This window comes from Micromonospora sp. LOL_013, assembly GCF_048060315.1.
GTDB lineage: Bacteria > Actinomycetota > Actinomycetes > Mycobacteriales > Micromonosporaceae > Micromonospora_E.
The window spans coordinates 47,229-67,160 of the sequence record NZ_JBHMIQ010000013.1 but is presented as its reverse complement, the minus strand read 5'-3'; the positions used below and the strand labels follow the sequence as shown (position 1 = coordinate 67,160).

General features: G+C 71.4%; 20 protein-coding genes. 12 read left to right on the top strand and 8 right to left on the bottom strand.

What is annotated here, in order from left to right; translation table 11 throughout:
* The first annotated feature begins 193 nt into the window (after positions 1–193).
* From ACFHWS_RS10845 to ACFHWS_RS10835, 3 genes are all read left to right on the top strand, one after another.
* Positions 194–1,210, top strand: coding sequence for a permease (locus ACFHWS_RS10845; protein WP_416554570.1), 1,017 nt, complete (start codon positions 194–196; stop codon positions 1,208–1,210).
* Entirely contained in the window at positions 1,207–1,986 is a 780-nt protein-coding gene (locus tag ACFHWS_RS10840) for a TIGR03943 family putative permease subunit (protein WP_416554420.1), read from the top strand. Before ACFHWS_RS10845 ends, ACFHWS_RS10840 begins: the two co-directional genes overlap by 4 nt.
* Positions 1,987–2,065: 79 nt before the next feature.
* On the top strand, positions 2,066–2,611 hold the full coding sequence (locus tag ACFHWS_RS10835) for a DUF6328 family protein (RefSeq protein ID WP_416554422.1): 546 nt from the start codon (positions 2,066–2,068) through the stop codon (positions 2,609–2,611).
* Positions 2,612–2,862: 251 nt separating this feature from the next.
* On the opposite strand, the gene ACFHWS_RS10830 is transcribed toward ACFHWS_RS10835, so the two are convergent.
* The 6 genes from ACFHWS_RS10830 to ACFHWS_RS10805 all read right to left on the bottom strand — a co-directional run bounded on the left by ACFHWS_RS10830 (position 2,863) and on the right by ACFHWS_RS10805 (position 6,763).
* Positions 2,863–3,303 carry a Fur family transcriptional regulator gene (locus ACFHWS_RS10830; protein ID WP_416554424.1) on the bottom strand — a complete coding sequence of 147 codons (441 nt, stop codon included), beginning with the start codon at positions 3,301–3,303 and terminating at the stop codon, positions 2,863–2,865.
* A gap of 47 nt (positions 3,304–3,350) precedes the next feature.
* Positions 3,351–3,644, bottom strand: a complete 294-nt coding sequence (locus ACFHWS_RS10825; protein ID WP_370461550.1) for an ArsR/SmtB family transcription factor — start codon at positions 3,642–3,644, stop codon at positions 3,351–3,353.
* An 84-nt stretch (positions 3,645–3,728) separates the two neighbouring features.
* A complete protein-coding gene (locus ACFHWS_RS10820; RefSeq protein ID WP_416554426.1) occupies positions 3,729–4,646 on the bottom strand; it encodes a metal ABC transporter permease in 918 nt (305 codons plus the stop codon).
* On the bottom strand, positions 4,643–5,404 hold the full coding sequence (locus tag ACFHWS_RS10815) for a metal ABC transporter ATP-binding protein (RefSeq protein WP_416554428.1): 762 nt from the start codon (positions 5,402–5,404) through the stop codon (positions 4,643–4,645). Before ACFHWS_RS10815 ends, ACFHWS_RS10820 begins: the two co-directional genes overlap by 4 nt.
* On the bottom strand, positions 5,401–6,417 hold the full coding sequence (locus tag ACFHWS_RS10810) for a metal ABC transporter substrate-binding protein (RefSeq protein ID WP_416554430.1): 1,017 nt from the start codon (positions 6,415–6,417) through the stop codon (positions 5,401–5,403). The genes ACFHWS_RS10815 and ACFHWS_RS10810 overlap by 4 nt, the downstream gene beginning before the upstream one ends.
* An 88-nt stretch (positions 6,418–6,505) precedes the next feature.
* On the bottom strand, positions 6,506–6,763 hold the full coding sequence (locus tag ACFHWS_RS10805) for a DUF6703 family protein (protein ID WP_416554432.1): 258 nt from the start codon (positions 6,761–6,763) through the stop codon (positions 6,506–6,508).
* Positions 6,764–6,794: 31 nt separating this feature from the next.
* Here ACFHWS_RS10805 and ACFHWS_RS10800 point away from each other — a divergent pair, with 31 nt between their 5' ends.
* From ACFHWS_RS10800 to ppdK, 5 genes are all read left to right on the top strand, one after another.
* Entirely contained in the window at positions 6,795–7,136 is a 342-nt protein-coding gene (locus tag ACFHWS_RS10800) for an antibiotic biosynthesis monooxygenase family protein (RefSeq protein WP_416554434.1), read from the top strand.
* Positions 7,137–7,383: 247 nt separating this feature from the next.
* The gene (locus ACFHWS_RS10795; protein WP_416554572.1) at positions 7,384–7,875 is read left to right on the top strand and encodes a hypothetical protein; all 492 of its coding nucleotides are present in this window, start codon (positions 7,384–7,386) and stop codon (positions 7,873–7,875) included.
* Positions 7,876–7,945: 70 nt separating this feature from the next.
* Positions 7,946–9,325, top strand: a complete 1,380-nt coding sequence (locus ACFHWS_RS10790) for a glycine--tRNA ligase (RefSeq protein ID WP_416568116.1) — start codon at positions 7,946–7,948, stop codon at positions 9,323–9,325.
* Positions 9,326–9,375: 50 nt separating this feature from the next.
* On the top strand, positions 9,376–10,569 hold the full coding sequence (dusB, locus tag ACFHWS_RS10785) for a tRNA dihydrouridine synthase DusB (RefSeq protein ID WP_416554438.1): 1,194 nt from the start codon (positions 9,376–9,378) through the stop codon (positions 10,567–10,569).
* A gap of 241 nt (positions 10,570–10,810) precedes the next feature.
* Positions 10,811–13,546, top strand: coding sequence for a pyruvate, phosphate dikinase (ppdK, locus tag ACFHWS_RS10780; RefSeq protein WP_416568115.1), 2,736 nt, complete (start codon positions 10,811–10,813; stop codon positions 13,544–13,546).
* An 85-nt stretch (positions 13,547–13,631) separates the two neighbouring features.
* Here ppdK and ACFHWS_RS10775 read toward each other — a convergent pair whose 3' ends face one another.
* Positions 13,632–14,120: a roadblock/LC7 domain-containing protein gene (locus ACFHWS_RS10775; RefSeq protein ID WP_416554442.1), complete on the bottom strand. Its 489-nt coding sequence runs from the start codon at positions 14,118–14,120 to the stop codon at positions 13,632–13,634.
* 460 nt (positions 14,121–14,580) lie between these two features.
* Between ACFHWS_RS10775 and ACFHWS_RS10770 the strand changes: the two genes are divergently transcribed.
* The gene (locus ACFHWS_RS10770) at positions 14,581–14,931 is read left to right on the top strand and encodes a VOC family protein (RefSeq protein ID WP_416554444.1); all 351 of its coding nucleotides are present in this window, start codon (positions 14,581–14,583) and stop codon (positions 14,929–14,931) included.
* Between the two features lie 620 nt (positions 14,932–15,551).
* Complete coding sequence (locus ACFHWS_RS10765) at positions 15,552–16,847, top strand: deoxyguanosinetriphosphate triphosphohydrolase (protein WP_416554446.1); 1,296 nt, start codon at positions 15,552–15,554, stop codon at positions 16,845–16,847.
* A gap of 6 nt (positions 16,848–16,853) precedes the next feature.
* Here ACFHWS_RS10765 and ACFHWS_RS10760 read toward each other — a convergent pair whose 3' ends face one another.
* Positions 16,854–17,168 (bottom strand): hypothetical protein, encoded by a 315-nt coding sequence (locus ACFHWS_RS10760; RefSeq protein WP_416554448.1) that lies wholly within the window; start codon positions 17,166–17,168, stop codon positions 16,854–16,856.
* 285 nt (positions 17,169–17,453) lie between these two features.
* Here ACFHWS_RS10760 and dnaG point away from each other — a divergent pair, with 285 nt between their 5' ends.
* Positions 17,454–19,355 carry a DNA primase gene (dnaG, locus tag ACFHWS_RS10755; protein ID WP_416554450.1) on the top strand — a complete coding sequence of 634 codons (1,902 nt, stop codon included), beginning with the start codon at positions 17,454–17,456 and terminating at the stop codon, positions 19,353–19,355.
* A gap of 2 nt (positions 19,356–19,357) precedes the next feature.
* Positions 19,358–19,882 (top strand): hypothetical protein, encoded by a 525-nt coding sequence (locus ACFHWS_RS10750; RefSeq protein ID WP_416568114.1) that lies wholly within the window; start codon positions 19,358–19,360, stop codon positions 19,880–19,882.
* The last annotated feature ends 50 nt before the right edge of the window (positions 19,883–19,932 follow it).

The following is a 19,932-nucleotide window of genomic DNA, read 5'->3' as shown; positions in this document are numbered from 1 at the left end:
AGCACCGGCGGCACCGCACCGACAGTGGGCGCGTCCCGGTGTGGTGGCGGGCACCCCTGCGCGGGTTATCGTGAACTGCCCGCCTTCACACCAGCGAGGGGACCAGCCCGCCGTGACCGCTGCCGATCGCACCGCGACGCGTCGGACGCGCCCAGGCGACGACATCGACTGGGCCGCACCGGCCGACGACGACCTGCCCGGGTCCGGCGGCGGCGCCGGACCGCCCGGCGGCCCGCGTCCGCCCCGACGCCGGCTGTTCGGTGACCGGGTCGGCTCAGTGGAGGTGCTCGCCTTCCTGCTGATCGGGCTGGTGATCTTCCGCGAGCCGTTGGCCAACCTGATCTCCGACCCCCGGCTGCAGACCTGGACCACGGTCTTCGTGTCGGTGATGGTTCAGGCGATGCCGTTCCTGGTCTTCGGGGTGGGGCTCTCTGCGGTGATCGCAGTCTTCGTACCCAGGTCGTTCTGGGCGAAGGCGTTGCCGAAACACCCGGCGCTGGCGGTGCCGGTGGCCAGCGCCGCCGGGGTGGTGCTGCCCGGCTGCGAGTGCGGTTCGGTGCCGATCGCCGGGTCGCTGATCCGTCGGGGCGTCGCGCCGGCTGCCGCGCTGGCCTTCCTGCTCGCCGCTCCGGCGATCAACCCGATCGTGCTGGTGGCCACGGCGGTTGCCTTCCCGAACAACCCCGAGATGGTCGTCGGTCGAGGTGTCGCCAGCCTGCTCGTCGCGGTCGTGATGGGCTGGCTGTGGCTGCGGCTGGGTCGCACCGATTGGATTCGCCTGCCGCGCCGGCCCGACCTGGACGACCTGTCCCGGGCGCGGGCGTTCTGGGCGGCGGTCCGGCACGACATCATGCACGCCGGCGGTTTCCTGGTCATCGGCGCGATGGCCGCCGCCAGCATCAACGTGCTGGTGCCGGAGCGCTGGCTGCAGACCCTCGCAGACAACCCGGTGCTGTCCATTCTGGCGCTCGCCGTACTCGCCGTGCTGTTGTCGATCTGCTCGGAGGCGGACGCCTTCGTCGCGGCCTCGCTGTCGCAGTTCTCGCTCACCTCACGGCTGGTCTTCCTGGTCGTCGGCCCGATGGTCGACCTGAAACTTGTCTCGATGCAGGCCGGCACGTTCGGGCGCAGATTCGCGTACCGGTTCGCTCCGGCGACATTCCTGATCGCCATCGTGGTGGCGGTCGCGGTGGGGACGGTGCTGTTGTGAACAAACAGGCTCAAGGCGTGGTGCTGCTGCTCCTCGGCGGCGCGGTGGTACGGGCCAGCGTCACCGACATGTACCTGCGGTACGTCAAGGAGGCGCTGCAACCGTTCCTGATCGCCGCCGGCCTGCTGCTGATCGTCGCAGCGGTCATGACGCTCTGGCACGACCTGCGGCGTCGGTCGACACCGGCCCCTGCCGTCGGCGTACATGCCGGGCACGGCCACGCCGTCGACGACGGGCACGGTTGCTCCGCCGACGACGGCCACGGCCACGCCCATCACGAGCCGAGGGTGGGCTGGCTGCTGATCCTGCCGGTGCTCGGGCTGCTACTGGTCGCCCCGCCGGCGCTGGGTTCGTACGCCGTCGCGCAGGCCGGCACCGCGTTGAGCAGCGAGCAGGCATCGTCGGATTATCCGCCGCTGCCGGACGGCGATCCGGCCGAGATCAGCGTGCTCGACTACGCCTCCCGGGCGATCTTCGACGAGGGCCGGTCGCTGGACGGGCGCGACGTACGGCTCACCGGCTTCGTCACCGACGGCCCGGACGGTGAGCCGATGCTGGCCCGGATCGTGCTCTCCTGCTGTGCCGCCGACGGCCGGCCGATCAAGGTCGGGATGGACGGCAGCGCCCCGACCGGGCTGCCGGCGGACACCTGGATCGCGGTGGTCGGCCGGTACAGCGACCGGATCGGCACCGACCCGGTGAACGGGGCCAGCATCCCCTATCTGGCGGTCGAGTCGTGGCAGCAGATCGACGCCCCCCGGCAGCAGTACGAGTAGAGGTTTCCCGCCGTGGCGTCCGGGGCACGTTGCTGACCGCCAGTTGAGCGTGGGCGGTCCGGCAGGAGGACGAGCGGACGTGGACCGGGAGACTGAGAAGGAACGCTGGCAGCGCAACTTTTCCGATCTGCTACAGGAGCTGAGGGTCGCCCAGACCGGGGTGCAGATCCTCTTCGCGTTCCTGCTGACCCTGCCGTTCAGCAGCGGGTTCCCCGACACGAACGGGTTTCAACGGGACGTGTACGTGGTGGCGCTGCTGGCGGCGGCGGCCGCCGCAGCGTTGATCATTTCGCCGGTGGCGTTCCACCGGGCGCTCTTCCGGCGTGGCCGTAAGCCGGAGCAGGTCCGGTTCGCCCACCGGATGGCCAGCGGGGGTCTCAGCCTGATGCTGGTCGCCATGGTCAGCTCGGTGCTGCTGGTCACCGACTTCATCCTGTCCCGACCGGTCGCGTTCGTGCTCAGCGGTCTCACCGGGGTATGGTTCCTGATCTTCTGGGTCGCCCTGCCCTTCGTACACCGTGGTTGGCTGGACGGCGACGAGGATGAGGACGAGGACGGTGGTGCCGACGGTGGTGCGGGTGGCGACCGTGGTGCGGGTGGCGGCCGGTCAGCGCCGGCCACGTAGGCCCAACGCCCGCAGCTCCAGTTCCGCCAACGCCTCGGTGGCCGCCGATGGTGCCGAGCGGGCGGGTGGCCAGCGCCAGGGCCAGCTCGCCGACCCGGTCCTGCAGCCAGCTGGCGGCGCGGATCCACAGGTAGACCCGAAACGACGACGATCAGGTCGGTGGCGAGTTGCCGGGCGGCGCGCGGAAACGGTCGGCGTAGATCTGCATGCGCACAGCGTGCCGTACGAGGACCGGAATCGCGCGGGCGCGGTCACGTCGTAGGGGTACGCCGGGCGGCGCATTTCGGGCAGGTCCCGAAGATCTCCATGGTGTGGCTGACCCCGACGTAGCCGTGCTGGGCCGCGATCCGTTCCGCCCAGTTTTCCACCGCCGGCCCGGCCACCTCGACCGCGCTTCCGCACGAGCGACAGACCAGATGGTGGTGGTGGCCCTGGCTGCACCGCCGGTACAGGTGCTCGCCGCCGGGCGGGCGCATCACGTCGACCTCGCCGGAGTCGGCCAGCCCTTGCAACGTCCGGTAGACCGTGGTCAGACCGACCCGGTCGCCCCGCTGGCGCAGCATGGCGTGCAGCTCCTGGGCGCTGTGGAAGCCGGCGAGCTCGTCGAGGATGGCGCTGACCGCGCTGCGTTGCCGGGTGTTGCGCACCGTCGAGGGCTCCGCGGTGCCGGGTGTGGTGTCTCCAGTCCTCATTCAGGGCCTCCGGGACGTGTTCTGCCCGGGCCAGTGCCGGCGGCTGCTCACCGGACCTCCCGGGCATGACTGACAGCGTCCGCTACGATGTGCGCGACGTGTTCGTCGACCAGCGCGTAAGCGATCTCCCGGCCACGCCGGGAGCCGTGCACCACGCCCGCGCCCCGCAGCACCCGCAGATGCTGGGACACCAGCGGCTGCGGCGCGCCGAGCTTCTGCACGAGTTCGTGGACACATCGCTCACCCTGGGCGAGCTCGGTCACGATGGCCACCCGCAGCGGGGCAGAGAGTGCGCGCAGCAACTCGCTGGCGCTCTCGTACCCGTCGTAGCCGTTGGCCATCGTCACCCCGCAACGGTAACCAATACCGGAGCCGGATCGGCAGGCAGGCGGCTCAGCGGTGCTCGTCGCCGGGTCTGTACCAGGTCAGACGGGACGATCCGGGACCATCTCGGCGGGACAGTCCAGGACCACCTCGGGCGGTTCGACCTCGCGGGGCTGCCGGCGGTGGACGGCCAGCGTGCCGGCCCGGCGGCGCAGCCGCCGCCACGTCCCGGCGCCGACGGCGGTGGCCGCGAAGGCAGCGATCGCCAGGATCACGATGGTCGCGCCCATCGCGGTGTCGGCGGTGCCGGCCAGCCACACCCCGCAGCCGGCGGAGGCCGTACCGATGATCATCGCCATCGCCATGGTGCTGCGGAAGCCCCGAGTGATCTGCTGGGCGGTCGCCACCGGGACCACCATCAGCGCGCTGACCAGCAGCAGGCCGACCGCCCGCATGGCGATGGTGACGGTCACCGCGGTGGTCACCGCGATCAGCAGGTTGAGGGTGCGCACCGGCAGGCCGGAGACCCGGGCGTACTCCTCGTCGTGGCAGATGGCGAACAGCGCCGGCCGCAGCAGCAGCATCGCGGTCAGCACGACCGCGGCGAGCACCACGATCACCCACAGGTCCTCGACGGAGGCGGTGGTGAGCGAGCCGAAGAGGTACGCCATCAGGTTGGCGTTGCTGCGGTCTCCGGCCAGCCCGACCAGCATCACCCCACCGGCGATGCCGCCGTAGAAGAGCAGCGCCAGCGCCATGTCACCGGAGGTACGCCCGCGTTCGCGCAGCAGCTCGATGGCGACCGCCCCGACCGCGGCAGCGATCACGGCGGTGAGCACCGGGGACCGGTCCAGCAGCAGACCGACGCCGACGCCGGTCAGCGCCACGTGGCCGACGCCGTCGCCGATCAACGACATCCGACGCTGCACCAGGTAGATGCCGAGGGCCGGGGCGGCCAGGCCGATGACCAGGGCCCCGATCAGTGCCCGGATCATGAACTCGTACTGGAAGATGCTCATGCGCTCCACATCCGGGACGGTTCCACCGAAGCATGCGGATGGACGTGGTCGTGTCCCGGGTCCGCGTGGTGGCCGGCCGGCGCGGGCACCGGGCCGTCGTGCACCACCTCGCCGTGGTGCAGCACCACGGCCCGGTCGATCAGCGGTTGCAGCGGACCGAGCTCGTGGGCGACGAGGAGCACCGTACCGTTGCCGGCCACGAACGCGCCGAGCGCCCGGGCGAACGCCTCCTGGCTGGCCGCGTCGACCCCGGCGGTGGGTTCGTCGAGCACCAGCAGCTCCGGTTCGCCGGCCAGCGCGCGGGCGATCAGCGTGCGTTGCTGCTGCCCGCCGGAGAGCGTGGCCACCGGATCCCGGGACCGGTCGGCGAGGCCGACGGCGGTCAGCGCCGCGGCGACAGCGGTGCGGTCGGCGGCGCCGGGCGGCCGCAGTACGCCGCGGCGGGCCAGTCGGCCGGAGGCGACCACCTCGCCCACGGTGGCCGGTACGCCGCTGCCGGCACCGAGCCGTTGTGGGACGTAGCCGATCCGGTGCCACTGCCGGAACCGTCCGGCCGGCACCCCGAACAGGTGCACCGAGCCGCCGCGCAGCGGCACCAGCCCGAGCGCGGCGCGGATCAGGGTCGACTTGCCGGAGCCGTTGGCGCCCAGCAGCGCGACGACCTCACCGCTGGTCACGGTGAGGTCGACGGAGCGAAGTACGGTGCGGTTGTCGTAGCCGACCGCTCCGCGCGATACCTGGACGACGCTGGTGGTCACGAACACCCCAGGGCGTCGGTCAGATTGTTCAGATTGTCGTGCATCACCGAAAAATAGTCCCCGTCGGCGTCCGGCTGCAGTCCCTCGATCGGATCGAGCACCGCAGTCTCGGCGCCGGTCTCGTCAGCGATGGTCTCGGCGACGCTCGGGCTGACCAGGGTCTCGAAGAAGATCGTCGTCGCCTGGTGCTCCCGGGCCTCCTCGATCACCTCTGCGAGGCGCTGCGGGGTCGGCTCGTCCTCCGGGCTCAACCCGGTGATTGCGATCTGGTCGAGCTGGTAGCGGACGGTCAGGTAGCCGAAGGCGGCGTGGCTGGTGATGATTTCCCGGCGCTCGCAGTCGGCCAGCCGCTCGGTGTACTCGGCGTCCAGGGTTTCCAACTCGGTGCGCAGCGCGGCGGCGCGGGCGGTGAAGTCGTCGGCGTGGTCCGGGTCGACGGCGGCGAGACGCTCGGCCAGCGCGTCACCGACGGTGGCGAACCGGGTGGGGTCCAGCCACAGGTGCGGGTCCTTCGCGCCGGTCTCGTCGGCGTGGTCGTCCGCCTCGTTCTCGGCGTGCTCGTCTTCGTCGGCGTGCTCGTCTTCGTCGGCGTGGTCGTCCTCGCCGTCGTGGTCGTGGCTGTGCCCACCGTCCGTGGCGTCCAGCAGCGGCTCGACCTCCACCACATCGAAGGCGTGGTCGCCAGCCTCCTGCTCCACCGCGTCATCGACGGCGGGCTGAAAGCCACTCAGGTAGACGACCAGGTCGGCGTCGCTGACCTCGCCGACCTGCCGAGGGCTGAGCTCCAGGTCGTGCGGCTCCGCTCCGGGGGGCGCGAGACCGGTCACCGTGACGGCGTCGCCGCCGATCCGTTCGGCCAGGAACTGCAAGGGGTAGAAGGCGGCGACCACGTCGACCGTGGTGTCGTCGGCGGACCCGTCGCCGCCGTCCTGGGCACAGGCGGCGGTGCCGCCCAGGGCCAGCAGGGCACCTGCGGTGGTGGCGACGGTACGGCGGAAGAGGTGGCTGTGCATCAGGCAACTGTCCGTGGCGACGATAATGATTGTCAAAAACGCATGGTTGCATGATTCGCTGCAGCCTGCGGCGAGCGGGCTGAACCGGCTAGAACACCTTGGCGAGGGCGACCGCCACCAGCAGGGTGAGCGCTACCAGGCGAAACATGCGCCCGGCCGCCGGCACCGCCGGCCAGCTGCGACGCAGCAACCAGACCAGCCCGGCGGCCAGCACCAGCAGCGCTGTCGCGCCGACGACGCCCGGCGCGAAGAGCCCGACCAGGACGAGCACCAGGGCGGCGAGGAACGCCCCGGTCGGGCTGATCCGCCCGGGGCGCACCGGCGGCGACGGTTGCGTAGGCTGCATCCGACCGACTCTAGTCAGGAGGGGACGCGACGTGCTGGTGGTCAACCGGTTCACCGTGCCGGAGGCGGACACGCCCGGCTTCGTCGATCGCGCCCGGGCCGCGCTGCGAGCCCTGGCCGGTCGCCCGGGGTACCGGCGCGGCGCACTGACCCGGGCGCTGGAGGACCCGCACCGCTGGTGCCTGGTCACCGAATGGGAGTCGGTGGGCACCTACCGGCGGGCGCTCGGCTCCTTCGAGGTGAAGGTGGACGCGACGCCGCTGCTCGCCGAATCGCTCGACGAGCCGTCCGCGTACGAGGAGCTGGTCACCGCCGGGCCTGGAGAAGAACCCGCAGCCCACAGCAGTGACCGGGCGGCGGAGCCGGGACGGTGAGCCGGCGGGCACTACCCTTTGCCTCATGACCGATCCCGGACCGGCGCAGCCGCGCCCGCCGTCCGCCGTGCCCGACGAGGCGTCCCCGTGGCAGGCACCCTCGCCGTGGGCGCCGCCGGACCGCCAGCCGCCGCCGCAGCCTGCTGCGACCGGACAGTCTGAGGCCGCACCGGACGACACGCCGGCTGCCGGCCCGGCAACCCCGGTGCCCGGCCCGGTGACCTCGGCTGCCAACCCGGTGACTCCGGTGCCCGGTCCGACCTACCCGGTGCCGGCTGGTCCAGGAGTCGCGCCGCCGTTCGCCGCTCCGCCGGCCGAAGGCCGTACCGCGCGGGTCTGGATCGGGCTGGGCGTCGCGGCGCTCGCGCTGCTGCTGTGCTGTGGCGGTGGCACCGTCGCGTTGGTCGGACTCATCGTCACTGGCGCCGAAGCGATCGACGAACAGGCCCGGATCGCGGTCGGCGACTACTTCGAGGCGGTGAGCCAGCAGGACTTCGACGCTGCGTACGCCATGCTCTGCGCCGAGGCGCAGCGCCGCGAGTCGGCCAGTGAATTCGCCCGACGACTCGCCACGGAGCCGGAGATCACCGGCTACGAGGTCGGTCAGGTCTCGGTCACCAGCCGGATCGTCGTACCGGTGGAGGTCGACTACGCCCGAGGCGGCGGCGACACCCTGCGAGTGTCGCTCAACCAGGACACCGGCACCGGTGAGCTAGAGGTCTGCGGCGTCGAGGGGTAGCCTCCGAACATCTGCCAGATCAGCCCGTCCGCACATCCCCGCCGGCCGCCAGCCGGTGTAGGAGCAGCGCATGCCAGCCGACCGCATCGACGCCGTGGCCAGTCTCGCCCACCGGCGTGGTTTCGCGTTCCCGTCTGGTGAGGTCTACGGTGGCCAGCCGGTCGCCTGGGACTACGGGCCACTCGGTGTGGAGCTCAAGGAGCATGTCCGCCGGCAGTGGTGGCGCACGGTGGTGCAGCACCGCGACGATGTCGTCGGCCTCGACGCGGCGGTCATCCAGGCGAGGCCGGTGTTCACCGCGTCCGGCCTGCTCGACACCTACACCCAGACCCGGGTCCGGTGCCGGGCCTGCGACCTCACCCAACCGCTGGACCGGATCGTCGAGGCGTCCACCGTACGCCGGGAACAGCCGGCTGCCGCACTCGCCGAGCTCGCCTGTCCGAGCTGCGGCAGCCGGGGCAGCCTCACCGACCCGCAGCAGGTCAGCGGGCTGCTCGAGGTCTCACCGGACCGTCCGGGGCCACCACCGGACCGGTACTACCTGCGGCCGGAGGCGGCACCGGGCACCTTCGTGAACTTCGCCAACGTAATGATCGCCGCCCGCAAGAAGCCGCCGTTCGGCATCGCCCAGGTCGGCCGGATCTTCCGCAACGTCGTCGGTCCCGGCGAGTTCCTGCTGCGCAGCCACGAGCGGGAGCGGATGGAGCTGGAGTACTTCGTCGAGCCCGGAAGCGACGACGACTGGCTGGGGTACTGGGCGCAGCAGCGGTGGGACTGGTACGTCGACCTGGGTCTCGCGCCACAGCAGTTGCGCCGTACCGAGGTGCCCCTCGCCGGCCTGCCGCAGCACGCCAAGCGGATCGTCGAGATCGAATTCCGGCTCGGTGGCGCCTATCAGGAATTCGTGGTGCTGGAAGGGATCACGAACCGTGCCGACTACGATCTGACCGCGCATGCCAAGCATTCCGGTGCCGACCTTTCCTATTTCGACCAGGACCGGGGCGAGCGGTGGGTGCCGTACGCGATCGAGCCGGCGGCGGACCTCACCGCGACGGTCTTCGCTCTGCTGCTGGCGGCGTACGACGAGGACGAGGCACCGAACACCAAGGGCGGCGTCGACAAGCGGACCGTACTCCGTCTCGACCCGCGGATCGCCCCGGTCAAGGTCGCGGTGCTGCCGCTGTCGCGCAACGCCGACCTCTCGCCGAAGGCACGTGACCTTGGCGCCGCGCTGCGCCGCCGCTGGATGGTCGAGTTCGACGATTCGCAGGCCATCGGTCGCCGCTACCGGCGGCAGGACGAGATCGGTACGCCGTACTGCGTCACGGTCGACTTCGAGACGCTGACCGACGACGCGGTGACCGTGCGGGACCGGGACACCATGGCGCAGCAGCGGGTGTCGCTGGACCAGGTCGAGCGGTACCTGCTGGAGCGGTTGCCGACCGGCTGACCACCGGGCCCGGGCCCGGTGCCGGGTGGGCCCGTGGAATCCTGGACGGCGTGTCTGTCACCGTGTCCCGGCCGGCCGGCGGGTCCGCGCCGGTCCTCCCGCCGCTGCCGCTCGGCCGTCACCAGGTGTGGCCACCGGTGGTCCTGGCGCCGATGGCCGGGATCACCAATGTCGCCTTCCGCCGGTTGTGCCGCGAGCAGGGCGGCGGGCTGTACGTCTGCGAGATGATCACCACGCAGGCGTTGGTCGAGCGCAACCCGAAGACGCTGCGGATGATCGCGTTCGCGCCGTCCGAACGGCCCCGGAGCCTGCAGCTGTACGGGGTCGATCCGCAGGTCACCGCAGCCGCCGTGCGGATCGTGGTGGAACGTGACCTGGCCGATCACATCGACCTGAACTTCGGCTGCCCGGTGCCCAAGGTCACCCGCAAGGGCGGTGGTGCGGCGTTGCCGTGGCGGCACCGGCTGTTCAGCCGGATCGTCGCCGGCGCGGTCCGGGCGGCCGCGCCCGCCGGAGTACCGGTGACGGTGAAGATGCGCAAGGGCATCGACGACGATCACCTTACGTACCTGGACGCCGGGCTGGCCGCCCAGGAGGCGGGGGTCGCGGCGGTGGCGCTGCACGCCCGTACCGCCGCCCAGCGGTACTCGGGCACCGCTGACTGGGACGCGATCGGCCGGCTCAAGCAGACCCTGAGCGTGCCGGTGCTCGGCAACGGTGACATCTGGGAGGCCGATGACGCGGTGCGGATGGTGGCGCACACCGCCGCCGACGGGGTCGTCGTCGGCCGGGGCTGTCTGGGCCGGCCGTGGCTGTTCGCCGACCTGTCGGCGGCGTTCGAGGGCGGGTCCGGGCGGACGTTGCCGACCCTGGGCGCGGTCGCCGCCACCATGCGCCGGCACGCCGAGCTGCTGGTCGACTGGTTCGGCACCGGACGGGACGGGCGTGCCGACGCCGAGCGGGACGGCTGCACCGACTTCCGTAAACACGTGGCCTGGTATCTGAAGGGCTTTCCGGTCGGCGGTGAGCTGCGCCGGGCCCTCGCCATGGTGTCCAGCCTGGCGGAGCTCGACGCGCTGCTGTCCAAGCTCGACCCGGCCGAGCCGTTCCCCCGGCACACGTTGGGCCAGCCGCGGGGCCGGACGAACTCGCCGGGCAAGGTCTTCCTTCCGTGCGGATGGCTGGCCAGCCGGGACGACGATTCCGTCCCGGTCGGGGCGGAGACCGCCGATTCCGGCGGCTGAGATCCGCTGGCGGATCCCGTACCTCACACCGGTCGACCGGCGTGATCCAGCTCACCGGTGAATGCGCAGAACTGCGCACGGAAGCGCTCCCAGAACGGGTATCCGATCGCCGCCTGTGTCGTTTCCTGTGCGGCTGGTCACCCACTACTGTCGGCTGGCCTCCCCGGTCGCTTAACCTGCGCCAACCAATGGCCATTGGTGAACCATCGTTCAGCGCCGAACGGCACATGGGAGGCCAACAATGGCGGAATCCGGCGGACCGGGCGACCCGTCCCGGCAGACAACCGATCACCACAGGTACGTCTACGACTTCACCGAGGGGAACCGCTCCCAGCGGGATCTGCTCGGCGGCAAGGGCGCGAACCTGGCCGAGATGACCAATCTCGGCCTGCCGGTCCCACCCGGCTTCACCATCACCACCGAGGCGTGCCGGGCCTACCTGACGACCGGCGCGGTACCGCCGGATCTGCCCGACCAGATCGCCGCCGCCCTGGCCCGGCTGGAGCGCCAGCGGGGTAAACGGCTCGGTGACCCCGCCGACCCGCTGCTGGTCTCGGTCCGCTCCGGGGCCAGGTTCTCCATGCCGGGAATGATGGAGACGGTGCTCAACGTGGGCCTCAACGACGAGTGCGTGGCGGGGCTCGCCGCCCAGGCCGGCGGTGACGAACGATTCGCCTGGGACTCCTACCGTCGGCTGGTCCAGATGTTCGGCCGGACGGTCTGCGGGGTGCCGGGGGAGGAGTTCGACCAGGCGCTGGAGGCAACCAAGCGGGCCGCCGGCTCCGACGACGATCTCGCGCTGGACGCCGACGCGCTGCGCGGACTGGTCCGGGCGTACCAAAAGATTTTCTTCGCGCACACCGGCCGGGACTTCCCGCAGGACCCCCGCGAGCAGCTCGACCTGGCGATCCGGGCGGTCTTCGACTCGTGGAACGCCGAACGGGCGGTGATCTACCGGCGTCAGGAGCGGATCCCCGCCGAACTCGGCACCGCGGTCAACGTGGTGGCGATGGTCTTCGGCAACCTGGGGCCGGATTCCGGCACCGGCGTCGCCTTCACCCGCGACCCGGCCAGCGGTGACCAGGGGGTTTACGGCGACTACCTGGCCAACGCGCAGGGCGAGGACGTGGTCGCCGGGATCCGTAACACGCTGCCGCTGCAGGAGCTGGCCCGGCTCGACCCCCGTTCATACGACGAGCTGCTGGCCATCATGGCCCGGCTGGAGAACCACTACCGGGACCTGTGCGACATCGAGTTCACCATCGAACGCGGCAAGCTGTGGATGCTGCAGACCCGGGTCGGCAAGCGGACCGCCGCCGCCGCGTTCATCGTCGCCAGCCAGTTGGTCGACGAGGGGATCATCGATCTGGACGAGGCGCTGCACCGGGTCAGCGGGGCACAGCTGGCGCAGCTGATGTTCCCCTGCTTCGACCTGTCCGACGCGCCGCCGCCGATCGCCACCGGGGTGGGTGCCTCGCCGGGTGCCGCGGTCGGCAGGGTCGTCTTCGACTCGGCGCGGGCGGTCGAGCTGGCCAGGCAGGGAGAGCAGGTGATCCTGGTCCGGCGGGAGACCAACCCCGACGACCTGCCCGGCATGATCGCCGCGCAGGGCATCCTGACCAGCCGGGGCGGCAAGACCAGCCACGCCGCCGTGGTGGCCCGGGGGATGGGCAAGACCTGCCTGTGCGGGGCCGACGCCCTCGACATCGACGCCAGGGCCGGGCGGTTCATGGTCGCCGATCTCACCGTCTCCGAAGGTGACGTGGTGTCGATCGACGGCACCAGCGGCTGCCTGTACCTCGGTGCGGTGCCGGTGCGACCATCCGAGGTGGTGCAGTACTTCGAAGGCGCCGTCGACCCGGCGAGCTCCACCAACCCGCTGGTGCTCGCCGTACACCGGATCCTGTCCCACGCCGACGACCGGCGGCGGCTGGCGGTGCGTACGAACGCCGACACCGGCGCAGACGCCGCGCGGGCCCGGCGGTTCGGCGCCGAGGGGATCGGGCTGTGCCGCACCGAGCACATGTTCCTCGGCGACCGCCGGGAACTGGTGGAGCGGCTGATCCTGGCCCGTGACGAGGCGGAGCGTGCGGCCGCGCTGGCCGAACTGCTGCCCCTGCAGCGGGCCGACTTCCGGGAGATCTTCCAGGAGATGGACGGCCTGCCGGTCACCGTACGGCTGATCGACCCGCCGCTGCACGAGTTCCTGCCGTCGCTTGAGGAGTTGGCCGTCTCGGTCGCCCTGGCGCAGGCCCGGGGTCAGGACGCCGGCCGCGACACGGCGTTGCTCGCCGCGGTGCGCCGGATGCACGAGCAGAACCCGATGCTCGGCCTGCGCGGTGTGCGGCTCGGCCTGGTCATCCCTGGGTTGTTCGCGATGCAGGTGCGGGCGATCACCGAGGCTGCCGTCGAGTTGGCCGCCGCCGGGCGCGATCCGCGCCCGGAGATCATGGTCCCGCTGGTCGGTGCGGTCCAGGAACTGGAGACGGTACGCGCGGAAGCCGACCGGATCATCGCCGAGGTGCTCGGCGACCGGTCAGTCGAGATCCTGATCGGCACCATGATCGAGGTGCCCCGGGCCGCGTTGACCGCCGGTCAGCTCGCCGGATCGGCGCAGTTCTTCTCCTTCGGCACCAACGACCTGACCCAGATGGGCTGGGGATTTTCCCGTGACGACGTGGAGGGCGCGTTCTTCTGGCGTTACCTGGAGCTTGGCATCTTCGGCATCTCGCCGTTCGAGTCGATCGACCGGGACGGCGTGGGCCGGCTGGTGCGGATCGCCGTCGAGGAGGGCCGCGCCGCCCGGCCCGGTCTGAAGATCGGGGTCTGCGGCGAGCACGGCGGCGACCCCGACTCAGTGCACTTCTTCCACGAGGCGGGCCTGGACTACGTGTCCTGCTCGCCGTTCCGGGTGCCGGTCGCCCGGCTGGAGGCCGGCCGGGCAACGGTCGAGTCGACCGGCTCGGACAGCCGCTGACCGGCCGCTGACGAAGAACGGCCGGGCACCCTGGGGGGCAGGAGGGTGCCCGGCCGCCGCCTCGGTTCCCGCCGGCCGGCGTTGGTCAGAACCGGCGGCGAGGTAGCGCCGGGTTGTACGGCAGGGTCGCCATCGGGGTGCGGACCGCCAGCGGCGCGTGGTTGTCCAGCAGGCCCGGCACCGGTGCCGCGACGTTGCCGGCCGGCCTGCTCCGCAGCAGTTCGCCGATCGACCGGGCGGCCCGACGGCCATGGGCGTGCAGCAGGCCCGGATCGGTGCCCGGTCCGGCGAGCACGGCGAGCAGCGCCCGGTCGCCCACCGGGTAGAGGGCGACCTGGCCACGGTTGCCGTGGATGACGGTCTCCCGCAGGTCACCGTGGCCGGCGGTCATCGCGAACCGCCGCCCCAGGCCGACGCTGGCGGCGGCCAGCGCGGCGATGCTCTCCGCTTCGGTGCTGGCGAGGTCGTGGGTGATCAGCAGGCCGTCCACCCCGGTCAGTACGGACCCGGTCACATCGGGCACCCAGTGGCGTAGCCCGTTCAGCTCGGTAACGATAGCGGTGTCAGTGTCCACCGGCGGTCTCCTTCACTCGATCGTCCGGTTGGCTGGTCGCCGACCTCGTCCCGACCGACCTGCCGCAGGCGTACCGGCGGGTGGTGGCCGGACGGGGAGGGCGGCCGCGGTCGGCGCGGCGTCGGCGACGTTGCGCGCCGCGCGACAGTGGGCGCAGGGTTCCGCCACCGGGCCGGGTGGGGTGCCGGCGGGCCTCGGTCGGTCGATGATCGACACCAGCGGGTTGTCCAATCGTCCGGTCGAGGCGGCAGTGACGATGTGCTCCTGGCACGTTACCGCAGGCGATGTTTCTTTGTGGACCCGTAACCATCGGCAATCGGACAGCAATCGATAACTGATTGGCTATTGCGAACGATCATCAAACTGACTTCGGGTGTTTGGCCCGTCACCCTGCCGGGTCGGTGGTCGTCGCCGTACGGTAGGCCTGGAACCGGGTCCGTACGACCTCAGGAGGTGGCCGGTGGCAAGTCAGTGGGAGAACCTGGTGGTCGACGCCCACGACCCGGCCCGGCTAGCCAGATGGTGGGCGCAGGCGCTCGGCTACCAGATTGTGCACGAGGCGTCGGACGAGGTGGAGATCCGGCGCGCGCCGGACCAACTGCCCGGGCTGATCTTCGTTCCGGTGCCAGAGAGCAAACAGTTGAAGAACCGGCTGCACATCGACCTGCGCCCGACGGATCAGGCAGCAGAAGTCGAGCGGCTGGTCGACATGGGTGCCCGCCGGGTCGACATCGACCAGGGCGACGTCACCTGGATGGTGCTGGCGGATCCGGAGGGCAACGAGTTCTGCGTGCTCAGCGGACGTGGCTGAGTGGCCCGCCCCACCGCGGCCCGCAACAGCAGCAGGAACGTCCGGCCGTCCGGCCCGTCGCCGAACCCCAGCCAGCAGGACTCGGGCCGGCCGTGGGTCTGCCAGCGGGCGGTGACCAGGATGCCGTCCGCCGCCGGCAGGGCCAGCGCCAGCGTGGCCAGTCGTGCCGACCGGGCGTAGCGGTGCGGCGGATCGTCCCCGGCAGTGACCAGGTGCCGCCCGAGCAGGATGTCGACCCGATGATGACGGCGCGGTGGTCGCGCCGATCCGGTCGGGCCGGTCGAACTGGTCAGACAGCAGGCGCTGGCGCCGGCCAGCTCTCCCATGAGCTGGCCGGCGCAGTGCTCCTCGACGGCGTACCGCATCGGTTCGGCGACATCGCAGATGTGTACGAGCCGGCTGGTACGGGTCCACCCCTGGTCAGCCACGCCCCGATTGTGGGCTGGTCGGTGCGGTCCCGCAGGGCCGACGTCAACATCACGACACAAACCGGAAACCACCCCGAAATCGTTACCCGGTCGGGTGACGGCGCCGCCGCACGAGGGGTTCGGTTCGCCGCCCCCGACGGGCCGGTCGGGTTGCCGGTTCGCCGCGCCGCCAGGGCGGTTAGGCTGCTGAAGGTGAGTCCCTCTCCGGACGGCCCGGCGGTTGGTCGCGCCGCCGACGTGCACCGTCTGGTGCCGGAGCCGGCCAAGGACACCGGCTACGGGCGCAGCCCGTACGAGCGGGACCGGGCCCGGGTGCTGCACTCGGCCGGGTTCCGGCGGCTGGCGGCCAAGACCCAGGTGCATCTGGCGGATCCGAGCGGCGCGGACGGCGTACCCCGGACCCGGTTGACCCATTCGCTGGAGGTCGCGCAGATCGCCCGCGAGATGGGTGCCCGGCTCGGCTGTGACCCGGACGTGGTGGACGTCGCGGGCCTGGCCCACGACCTCGGACACCCGCCCTTCGGGCACAACGGTGAGCGGGCACTGGACGAGGTGTCCGCCGGCTACGGCGGCTTCGAAGGCAACGCGCAGACGCTGCGGGTGCTCACCCGCCTGGAAGCAAAGGTGATCGGTCCGTCCGGCGATTCCGTCGGGCTCAACCTCACCCGGGCCTCGCTCGACGCTACCTGCAAGTACCCCTGGCCACGCCGGCCCGGCGAGCGCAAGTTCGGGGTGTACGCCGACGACCAGCCGGTGTTCGCCTGGCTGCGCGACGGCGCGCCCGACGGCCGGCGGCGCTGCCTGGAAGCGCAGGTGATGGACTGGGCCGACGACGTCGCGTACTCGGTGCACGACCTGGAGGACGGTATCCATGGCGGCTACATCGACCTCGGTCGGCTGATCGCGGACCCCGACGAACAGGCTGCGCTGGCGGCCGACGTCGCCGCAGTGTACTCCACCGAGTCCGCCGACGAATTGACCGGCATCCTGGCCGAGTTGCTGGCCCGGCCGGAGCTGCGGCTGCTGGCGGGCTACGACGGCAGCCACCCGGCCCAGGCAGCGCTGAAGGGTACGACCAGCATGCTCACCGGGGCGTTCGTCGCCGCCGCGGTGTCGGCCACCCGGGAGTGTTCCGGTGGGCAGCCGGTGCGGCGGTACGCGGCCGATCTGGTCGTGCCGCGGGTGGTGCGCGCCCGGTGCGCGCTGTTGAAGGGGCTGACGTTGCGCTACGTGATGCGTCGGCCGGGTGCCGCCGCCGGCTACCTGCGGCAGCGGGAAATCCTCGCCGAACTCGTCGAGGCGTTGACCGCGTACGCCCCGGCCGGTCTGGACCCGGTATTTCTCCCATTGTGGTCGGACGCGTCGGAGGACCGGGCCCGGGCCCGAGTGATCATCGACCAGGTCGCGTCACTCACCGATCTGGCGGCGATCTCCTGGCACCGGCGGCTGACCCGGCCGGCGGGGCGGCCGGGTCCGACCCGCGTCTGATCCGGTTCACGGCCGGTGGCTCACTCGGCCCTCGGCCGGCGGGCGGACCGCGACCAGGTCTGCGGCGAGCAGCGCCGACCACCAGGTCTCGACGTTCGACAGCGATCCGGAGATGATCCGTGGCTGGTCGCCCTCGGTGAGCAGGGTCAGGGCCGAGCCGTCCGGCCAGGCCAGCACCCAGCCGGCGATGTGTGGAAGCTCGTCCTCCGGCGCCAGCTCGGCGTCCTGGCCGCGGTAGAGGGCGCACAGTCGGGGCGCTTCGTCGAGGGCGATCACGTCCAGGTGGTCGGTGGCGCTGGTCTCGGGTAGCAGCTGGGGCATGGGGGTGCCTCCTCCTTCGGGCTGGGGATCCGGCAATGTAGACGAGACACAGTGAATCGTGAAGAAAGAGAAACAAGCCAGCGAACGGTTCACTAGGTACGACACAGACAGTATTGCCCTGGTTACAGGTGAGGACAAGGTCTGTTCTTCGGCGAGGCGTGGAAAGTGCGTATTGACAGAAGCCTGCCTGGTCAGGGTGGGGTTCGGGGGTCCGCTGCGGCCGGTGGGGTGCCGGCTCCCGGCTCTCGGCACCCGCACCGTCGGTGATGGTGGCGGCAGGGCAGGATGTACCTCGAAGGAGGGCGGCAGAGCATGGCTGGTCGGATCCGGGACGAGGACATCTCGCTGGTGCGGGAGCGTACGTCGATCGCCGACATCATCTCGGAGAGCGTCACACTCAAGTCGGCCGGTGGCGGCAACCTCAAGGGGCTCTGCCCCTTCCACGACGAGAAGACGCCGTCGTTCACCGTGGCACCTGGCCGGAACGTGTACTTCTGTCACGGTTGTGGCAAGGGTGGGGACGCGATCACCTTCCTGATGGAGGCCGAGCATCTCACCTTCGTCGAGTCGGTGGAGCGGCTCGCTGCCCGTGCCGGGATCCAGCTGCGCTACATCGAGGCCGGTCCCGCGCCGGTCCGCCAGCAGACCGGTCAGCGGCAACGACTGACCGCGGCACACGCCGCCGCGGTCGAGTTCTACGTCGACCGGCTGACCGACCCGGCGGCCCGGCCGGCCCGCGAGTTCCTCGCCCGCCGTGGGTTCGACCGGGCGACCGCCGAGCGGTACGCGTGCGGGTTCGCCCCGGACGCGTGGGACGAGTTGACCCGGCATCTGCGCCAGCGGGGCTACACCGCCCAGGAGCTGATCACCGCTGGGCTGGCCCGCCAGGCCCGGTCCGGCTCGTTGATCGACCGCTTCCGGCGCCGCCTGCTGTGGCCGATCCGGGAGCTCGGTGGCGACGTCATCGGCTTCGGCGCGCGTAAGCTCTTCGACGACGACGACGGACCAAAGTACCTGAACACCCCGGAAACCCCGATCTACAAGAAGTCTCACGTGCTGTACGGGATCGACCAGGCGAAGCGGGAGATCGCCCGGCAGGGCAGGGCGGTGATCGTGGAGGGCTACACCGACGTGATGGCCTGCCACCTGGCCGGGGTGCCGACCGCCGTCGCCACCTGCGGCACCGCGTTCGGCGCGGACCACATCGGCGTACTGCGCCGGCTGCTGATGGACACCGAGGCGGTCGCCGGGGAGGTCATCTTTACCTTCGACGGGGACGCGGCCGGGCAGAAGGCGGCGCTGCGCGCGTTCGAGGAGGATCAGCGTTTCGTCGGGCGTACCTTCATCGCGGTCAGCCCGGACAACATGGATCCGTGCGATCTGCGGCTGGCAAAGGGCGACCTCGCGGTGCGCGACCTGGTCGCGCGCCGGGAACCGCTGGTCGACTTCGCGCTGCGGCAGGTACTGAGCCGGTTCGACCTGGACACCGTCGATGGCCGGGTGGAGGCGATGCGGCGGGCCGCGCCGCTGGTGGCGAAGCTCAAGGACCGGGACAAACGCCCGGAGTACGTGCGCAAGCTCGCTGGCGACCTCGGGATGGAAATCGAACCGGTGCAGCGGGCAGTGCTTGCGGCGGCGGCCGGGCCGCAGCGGACCGCTGGCGGCCGGGCGGCGGTGCCTGAGCCGGCGGCGCCGAAGCCGCGCAACGAGCCGGACGATCCTCAGACGTTGGTCGAACGGGAGGCGTTGAAGCTCGGGCTCCAGGTGCCGGTGCTCGCCGGTCCGATGTTCGACAATCTCGGCGCGGAGGTCTACCAGCATCCGGTACACGCCGTGCTGCGGGACGCGATGGCGCAGGCCGGCGGGGCCGCAGCCGCTACCACCGGAGCGGTGTGGATCGAGCGGGTCCGGGACAACTGCGCCGACCTCGCGGCCCGGGCGTTGGTCGCCGAGCTGGCAGTCGAACCGCTGCACGTCGACCGGGAGGCGGACCCGTACTACGTCTCGGTGACCCTGGCCCGCCTGCAGTGGGGAGCGGTCACCACCCGGATCAGGGAGCTGAAGTCGAAGGTGCAGCGGATCAATCCGGTGACCAACCAGGACGAGTATCTGACCCTGGCCGGAGAGCTGTTCTCCCTGGAACAGCATGCGCGTGCGTTGCGCGAACAAGCCGTGGGAGGGTTGTGACGGTGTGGAGTCTGTTTCGGCGTAGCGCGCGGCTGCCGGCCGACCAGCGGCCGCCGCTGGACCGTGACGAGCGGGTGCTGGCCTGGAGTGGGACCGCGACCGGCACGCTGGTCGTCACCAACCGGGGCCTGTGGTTGCCGGGCCGGGCCACCCGGCTCGGCTGGCACCGGGTGCACAAGGCGGTCTGGTCGGGCGAGACGCTGGTCGTCACGCCGGCCGAGACGGTGTCTGAGCACGACGGTTACACCGTGGTCGCCGACGGGCCGGCAATCTCGTTCGACCTCTCGGACCCGGGAGACGTTCCGGACCAGGTCCGGACCAGGGTGACCCGGTCGGTCGGCTACAGCATGCACCACCAGCTGGATGGTGGTGGGGCTCGGGTGGTGGGCCGGCGGGTGTCCGGCATCGACGGCCTGAGCTGGACGGTGCGCTACGACGCCGGCGTCGACACCGACGCGGCCTGGCTGCCCGAGCGTACCGCCGAATTGGTGGCCGCGGCCCGGGCGTCGGTCGAGCAGCAGCCGTGACCGGCCGCGGTGGTGGAGCCGTCCGGTGGCGGATGCGCCCGGGGTCGGGC